This is a genomic window from Pseudomonas sp. Xaverov 259 (genome assembly GCF_019352915.1).
Taxonomy (GTDB): domain Bacteria; phylum Pseudomonadota; class Gammaproteobacteria; order Pseudomonadales; family Pseudomonadaceae; genus Aquipseudomonas.
In genome coordinates, this window is sequence record NZ_JAAAFV010000033.1 from 398745 (window position 1) to 407715 (window position 8971).

The 8971-nt window shown below is 61.8% G+C and carries 6 protein-coding genes and 1 tRNA gene (1 of these 7 running past the window's edge); 1 reads left to right on the plus strand and 6 read right to left on the minus strand.

What is annotated here, in order from left to right:
• Positions 1-30: transfer RNA gene (locus K0H48_RS15980), tRNA-Val, on the plus strand; it begins 66 nt to the left of the window's first position.
• A gap of 123 nt (positions 31-153) precedes the next feature.
• Here the strand turns inward: K0H48_RS15980 and K0H48_RS15985 are convergent.
• From K0H48_RS15985 to kdpF, 6 genes are all read right to left on the minus strand, one after another.
• A complete protein-coding gene (locus K0H48_RS15985) occupies positions 154-849 on the minus strand; it encodes a response regulator (RefSeq protein ID WP_219268194.1) in 696 nt (231 codons plus the stop codon).
• Positions 846-3497, minus strand: a complete 2652-nt coding sequence (locus K0H48_RS15990) for a sensor histidine kinase KdpD (RefSeq protein ID WP_219268195.1) — start codon at positions 3495-3497, stop codon at positions 846-848. The genes K0H48_RS15985 and K0H48_RS15990 overlap by 4 nt, the downstream gene beginning before the upstream one ends.
• Before the next feature lie 133 nt (positions 3498-3630).
• Complete coding sequence (kdpB, locus tag K0H48_RS15995; protein WP_219268196.1) at positions 3631-5700, minus strand: potassium-transporting ATPase subunit KdpB; 2070 nt, start codon at positions 5698-5700, stop codon at positions 3631-3633.
• 11 nt (positions 5701-5711) lie between these two features.
• Positions 5712-6359: a K(+)-transporting ATPase subunit C gene (gene kdpC, locus K0H48_RS16000; protein ID WP_219268197.1), complete on the minus strand. Its 648-nt coding sequence runs from the start codon at positions 6357-6359 to the stop codon at positions 5712-5714.
• Positions 6360-6369: 10 nt separating this feature from the next.
• Positions 6370-8076: a potassium-transporting ATPase subunit KdpA gene (gene kdpA, locus K0H48_RS16005; protein ID WP_219268198.1), complete on the minus strand. Its 1707-nt coding sequence runs from the start codon at positions 8074-8076 to the stop codon at positions 6370-6372.
• A 107-nt stretch (positions 8077-8183) separates the two neighbouring features.
• The gene (kdpF, locus tag K0H48_RS16010; protein WP_256666301.1) at positions 8184-8258 is read right to left on the minus strand and encodes a K(+)-transporting ATPase subunit F; all 75 of its coding nucleotides are present in this window, start codon (positions 8256-8258) and stop codon (positions 8184-8186) included.
• Between the last annotated feature and the right edge of the window lie 713 nt (positions 8259-8971).

The following is an 8971-nucleotide window of genomic DNA, read 5'->3' on the forward strand; positions in this document are numbered from 1 at the left end:
TAACCTGGAACACTGAACGCCAGGTCACCACAAGAAGCCCGCTCATTGAGCGGGCTTTTTTTTGCGCGTGAATTTAGGTTCGTATTTCAAATAGGGTATGTACTTTTTTCCAGTGATTTTTATTGGCTCTTTGGCGCAGTGCGTTGCCGAACATCAGTTCACTCCCATCAACCGATACCCCACCTGCAACTCGGTAATAAAATGCTGCGGCTGTGCCGGGTCCGCCTCCAGCTTTTGCCGCAAGTGCGCCATGTGTACACGCAAATAGTGCGGGCGCTCCACGTAATCCAGGCCCCACACCTCCAGCAATAACTGCCGATGGGTGAGCACCCGGCTCTGGCCGCGAATCATCGCGCAGAGCAGGCGATACTCGATGGGGGTGAGGTGTACCGGTTGGCTCTGGCGCCACACTTCGTGGGTAGACAAGTCCACTTCAACTTCACCAAACGCCACCTTGCTGGTCGCCGCCACGGCGCCGGTCTGGCCATGCCTGCGCAGTTGTGCGCGGATGCGTGCGAGCAATTCGGGCACGCCGAACGGCTTGGTCAGGTAATCATCGGCACCGGCGTCCAGTGCGGCGACTTTTTCTTCTTCGCGATCGCGCGCCGACAACACCAGAATCGGCACCGCCAGCCAGCCACGCAACTCACTGATCAGTTGCTTGCCATCGCCATCGGGTAAGCCGAGGTCGACGATCACCAGGTCCGGTTGACGGCTGGCGGCATGGATCAGCGCACGCTTGACGCTGTCGGCTTCGAACACTTGAAAACCTTCATCTTGCAGGGCGATCCCGACAAAGCGGCGGATGTTGGCTTCGTCTTCAACAATCAAAATGCGTGCAGTGCTCATAGGGTTTCCATGGGCGGCGGGGTGCCGGCCGGTAAGGTGATGATGAAGTGCATGCCGCACGTCTCAAGCGGGTGGGTGTGGATATGCCCCCCATGGGCTTCAACGATGCGTTTGGCCAGCGCCAGGCCCAGGCCGATGCCAGTCACGGACGATTCCTGCTGGCCGCGCGCGAAAGGTTCGAACAGGTTGGCGGGAGCCTTGCCTGGGCCGTTGTCGCGAACTTCCAGCACGATGCTGTCTGAAACCTGGCTGGCGGCGACGGTTATGAGGGTGCCCGCTGGTGTGTACTTGGCGGCGTTATCCAGCAGGTTGACCAGCACCCGCTCGATCAACAGTGCGTCGATGTCCACCAGCGGCAATTGCGAATCCAATCGGGTTTGCACGCTGTGGTGTGCCAACGGCTCACGCAACTGGCGCAAGGCGCTGCCGACGATTTCTTCCAGCGAATGCCACTGCCGATTCAGGCGCACGCCGCGTTCCTGCATGCGCGCCATGTCCAGCAGGTTTTCAATCAGCCGTTGCATCGACGTGGCTTGCTCATGGATGCCATGCAGCAATTCCGTCAGCGGGCCTGGCGGGGCATGGGGCAGGGCGGTGTCGGTGGCGCCGATCAGGGTGGTCAAGGGCGTGCGCAAGTCGTGGGAAATAGCCGCGAGCAGGGTGTTGCGCATCTTCTCGCCTTCCATCTGCACCAGCGTGCTTTGTGCCACTTCGACGAAATGCACGCGCTCCAGCGCAATCGCCAATTGGCTCATGCAGGCTTCCAGCAGGCGGCGCTCCTGCGGGTCGTTCAGGCGTTCGCCTTGGGCCAGTTCCAGCACCAGCACGCCGCGCACGCGCATCGGCGCCTTGAGTGGTAAATAGCAACCTTTGGCCGCCGACAAGGTGTCGGTGCCGTGCCCGGCGGCTTGGCCGTGGTCGTAAGTCCATTGGGCGATGCTGTCGTCAATCGGCAAGCCGCTGGCACTCACGCTGTGTACGCCATCGGCGGCGTCCGGCAAGGCCAAGCCGACCCGCGCCTCGAACACGCCACTGAAAGTGCGCAGCGCGACTTCGCTGATGTGCTCCACGGTCAGTGCCGCCGACAAGTCGCGAGCCAGCCGCGCCAAAGAGGTCGCGCGCCGTTCACGCGCGGCTGCCGTGCGTGCTTCATGGCGCAGGCGGGCGGTGAGTTGCCCGGTGATCAAGGCGATGCCGAGCATCAGCGCAAAGGTGAAAAAATACTGGGTGTCATTGACGGTAAACGAGTAGCGCGGCTGCACGAAAAAGAAGTCAAAACACAGCACCGCCAGCATCGCCGCCCACACGCCGGGGCCGCGTCCGTAACGCAGGGCCACCAGCACCACGGTGAGCAAAAACAGCATCACCACGTTGGCCAGGTCGAACACTTGCAGCAGCAAGGCTGCAACGGCGCTGGCGGCGAAACAGGCGAGTGAGGCCGACAGATACGCCAAGGCGCGGCCAGGCGTCGGCGTCGGTTTTTCGCTGACCGGTGCAGGCCCCGGCAACACACCGTGGGCAATCACGATCTGATCGATTTGCGGGTGATGGCGGCTGATCCGGTCGCCCACCGACTGGTGCCAGAAGCGCCATGCCCGACGCGGATGATGGCCGAGCACCAGGCGATTGGCGTTGTGTTCGCGGGCGCAGGCGGCCAGGGCTTCAGCCACGTCCATGCCCGGCAGCGTTGCGGTATCGGCGCCGAATTCGCTGGCCAGTGTCAGGGTTTTCATTGCGGTGAGGTAACGCTTGGCGCCGCTGCCTTGGGCCGAAGCGACATGCACCACGATCCAGTCAGCCTCGAGCTTTTGCGCCAATCGCGCAGCTTCGCGCACCAGGCGCTCATCACCGGCGTCGCCCGCCACCCCCACCAGCAAGCGTTCGCGCGCTGGCCACAAGGCTTTGATCGACTGTTCGCGGCGGTACACGCGCATTTGCGCGTCGACCCGATCCGCCGTGCGCCGCAGCGCCAGTTCGCGCAGTGCCAACAGGTTGCCCTTGCGGAAAAAATGCTGTGCGGCGCGCTCGGCGTGCGGGCCGAGGTAGACCTTGCCGTCCTTCAGGCGTTGCAGCAAATCGTCAGGCGGCAGGTCGATCACCACCACGTCATGGGCGTTATCAAACACATGATCCGGCACGGTTTCGCGCACGCGAATGCCGATGATGCCGCTGACCAGATCATTCAGGCTTTCCAGGTGCTGGACGTTGAGCGTGGTCCATACGTCGATGCCGGCGCTGAGCAGTTCTTCAACGTCTTGCCAGCGTTTGGGATGCCGAGAACCGGGCACGTTGCTGTGGGCCAGCTCGTCCACCAGCACCACGGCGGGGTGCCTGTGCAACGCGGCGTCGAGGTCGAATTCGCTGAGGGCAAAATCGTGGTGCAGCAAGGCCGCGCGGGGCAGTTGCTCCAGGCCGTGGAGCAACTCGGCAGTCTCCGTGCGGCCGTGGGTTTCGACTACGCCGGCAAGCACATCACGGCCCAGGGCAACTTCGCGTTGCGCCGCTGCGAGCATGGCGCAAGTCTTGCCCACCCCGGCATTTGAGCCGAAGTAGATACGCAATTTGCCGCGCAAGGCGGCCTGTTCTTCGAGCTGTACACGCGCGAGCAGGGCGTCGGGGTCGGGGCGTTCGTGGTTGAGTGCGGGCATGTTCTTCCTGATCAATACAACACAGTTAACTGTGGGAGCTGGCTTGCCTGCGATGGCGGTGTGTCAGTCGAAATTTCCTTGGCTGGCCCACCGTTATCGCAGGCAAGCCAGCTCCCACATTGGGTTTGTGGTGTTACACCAAGCCCAATCCGCTCAGCAGCATGTCAATCACCTTGATCCCGGCAAACGGCACCAGCACGCCGCCCACGCCATAGATCAACAGGTTGCGGTTAAGCAACGCCGCCGCGCCGATGGCCCGGTACTTCACGCCGCGCAAGGCCAGCGGAATCAACGCGACAATGATCAGCGCGTTAAAAATCACCGCGCTCAAAATCGCCGAGTTGGGGCTGCTCAGGTGCATCACGTTCAAGGCGCCAAGCTGTGGGTAGGTGGCGACAAACGCTGCCGGGATGATTGCGAAGTACTTCGCCACGTCATTGGCCACGCTGAAGGTGGTGAGCGCGCCACGGGTCATGAGCATCTGTTTGCCGACTTCGACCACTTCGATCAGCTTGGTCGGGTTGCTGTCGAGGTCGACCATGTTGCCGGCCTCTTTGGCCGCCTGGGTGCCGCTGTTCATTGCCACGGCCACGTCGGCCTGGGCCAGCGCGGGTGCGTCGTTGGTGCCGTCGCCGGTCATGGCCACCAGCTTGCCCTGGGCCTGGTAGTCGCGGATCAGTTGCAGCTTGTCTTCCGGACGGGCTTCGGCAAGGAAGTCATCCACACCGGCTTCCACCGCAATCGCGGCGGCGGTCAGGCGGTTGTCGCCGGTGATCATCACGGTCTTGATGCCCATGCGCCGCAACTCGGCGAAGCGTTCCTTGATGCCGCCTTTCACCACGTCTTTCAGCTCGACCACGCCCAGGGCCTTGGCACCGTCGCTGACCACCAGCGGTGTGCTGCCGCGTCGCGAGACTTCATCGACCTTGGCCTGCAACGCCGCCGGGAAACTCCCGCCCAAGGCTTCGATGTGGCTGCGAATCGCATCCGCCGCGCCTTTGCGAATCGCCCGGCCTTCGGCCAGGTCGACGCCGCTCATGCGGGTTTGCGCGCTGAAATGCACAAAGCGTGCGCCGAGGGCGTTGATGTCCCGCGCGCGGATGTCGAATTTCTGCTTGGCCAACACCACAATGCTGCGGCCTTCCGGGGTTTCGTCCGCCAGTGAGGCGAGCTGCGCAGCGTCAGCCAGTTCGGCTTCCTTCACACCCGGTGCCGGCAAAAAGCTGCTGGCCTGGCGATTGCCCAAAGTAATGGTGCCGGTCTTGTCCAGCAGCAACACGTCAACATCACCCGCCGCCTCGACGGCACGGCCGGAGGTGGCAATCACATTGGCCGACATCATGCGGCTCATGCCCGCCACGCCGATGGCCGAGAGCAGGCCGCCGATGGTGGTGGGGATCAGACACACCAGCAACGCCACCAGCACCGTTGCGCTGATCACGCTGCCGCTGCCGCTCATGGCCACGGCGAAGATCGAGTAGGGGCTCAGCGTGGCGATCACCAGCAGGAACAGCAGGGTCAGGCCCACCAGCAAAATCGTCAGCGCGACTTCATTCGGGGTCTTCTGGCGCTTGGCCGATTCGACCATCGAGATCATGCGGTCCAGGAACGACTCGCCGGGGTTGACGCTGATGCGCACCACCAGCCAATCCGACAGCACCCGCGTGCCGCCGGTGACCGAAGAAAAGTCGCCGCCGGCCTCGCGGATCACCGGCGCCGATTCGCCGGTGATCGCGCTTTCATCCACCGACGCCACGCCCTCAATCACCACGCCGTCCAGCGGCACCAGGTCACCGGCTTCGATCAGCACCACATTGTCCTTGCGCAGCAGGCTGGCCTCCAGCGGCAGCCAGGCCGCGCCGTGACGCGGTTGTTGCAGCAACTTGGCCAGGGTCTGGCGTTTCATGCCGCGCAGGCTCTCGGCCTGGGCTCGGCTGCGACCTTCGGCCAGAGCCTCGGCGAAGTTGGCGAACAGCACGGTGAACCACAGCCACAAGGTGATGCTGAGGATGAAACCGCTGGGCGCTTCACCCTTGCCGCCCAGGGATTGGAACCACAGCAAGGTGGTGAGGATGCTGCCCAGGTACACCACGAACATCACCGGGTTTTTCCACTGGGCCTGGGGCAGTAATTTCTTCAGCGCATCAACGCCGGCAGTGAGTACGATGCGCCGATCAAACAGAGGTAAACGAGGATTTTTCATGAGGGAATCTCTTACTCACTGACCGCAATAGAGGGCTGACGCGCATCCAGCGCCACGTTGAGTTGCAGCACATTCACCCGTGGCTCGCCGAGCAGGCCGAAGGTGCGTGCAGCGGTGTGGTCGTTGAGCAGTTGCAGCAACTCGGGTTCGGGGATGTGCCGCAGGCGGGCCACACGTGCCAACTGCAGGCGGGCATTGGCCACCGAGATATGCGGGTCGAGGCCGGAAGCGGAGGCGGTAACGGCGTCCACCGGCACCTGGGCGTCGGCGGCCACGCCGTTATCCTGGCGATAGGTTTTGGCACGGGCGGCCACCTGGTCGAGCAGTTTTTGGCTGGTGGGGCCGAGGTTGCTGGCGCCGCTTGCGCCTGCGTTGTAGGGCTGCGACACGCTTTTGCTCGGGTCTTGCGGATCAGCGCCGAGGGTCATGCTGGGGCGGCCCTGAAAGTACTCAGGCTGGGTGAAATGCTGGCCAATCAGCACCGAGCCGATCACTCGGCCATCACGTTCAATCAGCGAGCCTTGAGCCTGAAACGGGAACAGCAATTGCGCGGCCACGGTGGTGAACGCCGGGTAAGCCAGCCCGGTCAGCAGCATGAAAAACACCGCCGACACCAGCACCGGGCGCAGCAGCCCTTTGAAGATCGATTGAGTGGTCATCAACATGTCCTTAGTTGTAGGTCTGGCCGGACAGCAACTGCAGTTGCTCCACCAGCGGGCCAAGCGCGAGCGCGGGCAAGAAGGTCAGGCCACCGACCACCAGCACCACGAACACCACCAGCAACATGAACAGCGGGGTGGCAGTGGGGATGGTGCCGGCACCGGCCGGCACGGTCTTTTTCATCGCCAGGGAACCGGCCACGGCGAGCATCGGCAGCATGGTGAAGAAGCGCCCGATCAGCATCGCAAGGCCAATGGTGGTGTTAAAAAACGGTGTATTGGCGTTCAGCCCGGCGAACGCCGAACCGTTGTTGGCGGTGCCGGAGGTGTAGGCGTACAGCACCTCGCTGAAACCGTGCGGGCCAAGGTTGTTGAGGCTGGCCAGGGTGCCAGGCCACAGGGCGGCGAGGGCGGTGAAACCGAGGATGCTGATCGGGTGTGCGAGCACCGAGAGCATCACCAGTTTCATTTCGCGAGCCTCGATTTTCTTGCCGAGAAATTCCGGGCTGCGGCCGATCATCATGCCCACCAGAAACACCGTGAGCAGTGCGTACTGGATCAGGTTGATAAAGCCCACGCCGTCACCGCCAAACACGCAATTGAGCATCATCTGCGCCAGGGGCACAAAGCCGCCCATGGGCGTCAGCGAGTCGTGCATGCTGTTGACCGAGCCGGTGGTGGCCGCCGTGGTGGTGGCGATAAACAGGCTGCTGTCGGCGATGCCGAAACGCAGCTCCTTGCCTTCCATGTTGCCGCCGCTTTGCTCGATCGACAGCGCTTGGTTGGCGCCGGCCTGGGTCAGCAACGGGTTGCCGGTTTGCTCGGCGCCATACACCAGCGCAAGAAAGCCGATAAACATCACCAGGAAGGTGCCGAAAAACACCCAGCCCTGACGGCGTTGCAACAGCATGCTGCCAAAGGTGTAGGTCAGCGCCGAGGGGATCAGCAGCATGCTGAGGATATGCAGGATGTTGGTCAGCGGCGTCGGGTTTTCGAACGGGTGCGCAGCGTTCATGCTGAAGAAACCGCCGCCGTTGGTGCCTATATGCTTGATCGATTCAAAGCTGGCAACCGCGCCGACGATCAACTGTTGTTGCGCGCCTTCCAATGTGGTCGCCAGGGCCTGGGAGGCGAAGGTTTGCGGCATGCCTTGCCACACATACACCAGCGCCATGCCCACGCACAGCGGCAGCATCACGCGGTAGAGCGTGCGAGTGAAGTCGACCCAGAAGTTGCCGATATCGGCCGCGCTTGAGCGGCTCAAGCCACGTATGAAACCGGCGGCTGCCACCACGCCGGAGGTGGCGCCGACAAACATCAAAAAGGTGATGACCGCCATCTGGCTGAAGTTCGACAGGCTGGTTTCGCCCGAATACGCCTGCCAGTTGGTGTTGGTGATAAAGGACGCGGCGGTGTTGAACGCCAGGTCGGGGGTTTGTGCGGCCAGCCCCAGCGGGTTGATTGGTGTTACCGACTGCAGGCGCAGGATGATGTAGCCCAACAGCATCATCGCCGCGTTCGACAGCAACAACGCCGAACCGTAGCGGCCCCAGCTCATGGTTTCCAATGGGTTGATGCCCAGCAGGCGATAGGTAAAACGTTCCGGCCAGGCATGGCGGTTCCCGGTAAATACCCGGGTCAGCCACTTGCCCATGAGCACGGCAAGCGCGGTCATCAACCCCAGGACCAGTGCAAATTCCAGCAAAGTGCTTAGCATGTCGTGGCTCCGTTCAAAGCTTGCCCATGGCGACAATGGCCATGGCAGTCGCAACAAAAAACACCAGGGAGAGGCCCATAAACATCACGTCGTACATGGCGGGCTCCCTAGAACTTTTCGGCGCGAATGAGGGCATAGCCCAAGTAAGCGAACAGCCCCACGGCGCAAACGCCGCTGGCCATATAAATGAAGGTTAGTGTCAGCACGGTGTAACTCCCCTTGTTGAGTAAGCCGGGGAGGTTAGGCGCTCTTGTATCAAGCTCGGGCACTGATTAGGGCGGGCGGTATTAAGACGGTATATAGAAGGTTTTAAGCTGCACGCACGAAAACAAGGGACCGCCCGGTGACGGGGGATCCCTTGAAAGTCTGGGGTTCTGCTGATTTTGACGACCCGCTTATTTGGCTTTCTTTTTCTTCTCGCTGCGGGTAGCGAGGTGTTCGAAACAAAACGCGGCGGTGCCGAAGAGCGCAATCATTGACAGGACGACCATGCCTAAAGTTGAACTTTCCACGATGACTTCCTACGGGTTTTGGGGGTAGGAAGTGACGGTAGAGTTTGGGGCTTAGTTGTTCAATAGAGGCGACGTAATCGTTATGGGGAACTTCGGATTTATACGGATTCTTTACGGTGATTGGCGTTTCTGTGGGAGCTGGCTTGCCTGCGATGTGCACGGGTATCTACACAACGTTAATGGTGAGGCGGTCTTGGTGGGGCTGGGCGGTCGGGGGGCATATCCGTTGCTGCGGTAACGGCAGAGTAGGGTTCCGCCCTGACGGCGGCTCACTTTTGGAAAGACCCAAAAGTAAGCAAAAGGTCTTCGCCGGTATGACTCACCCACATGGGTTACAAATCAGTTCACGCACATAGGTAACAGTTTTTAACTGGCAGGGTCGA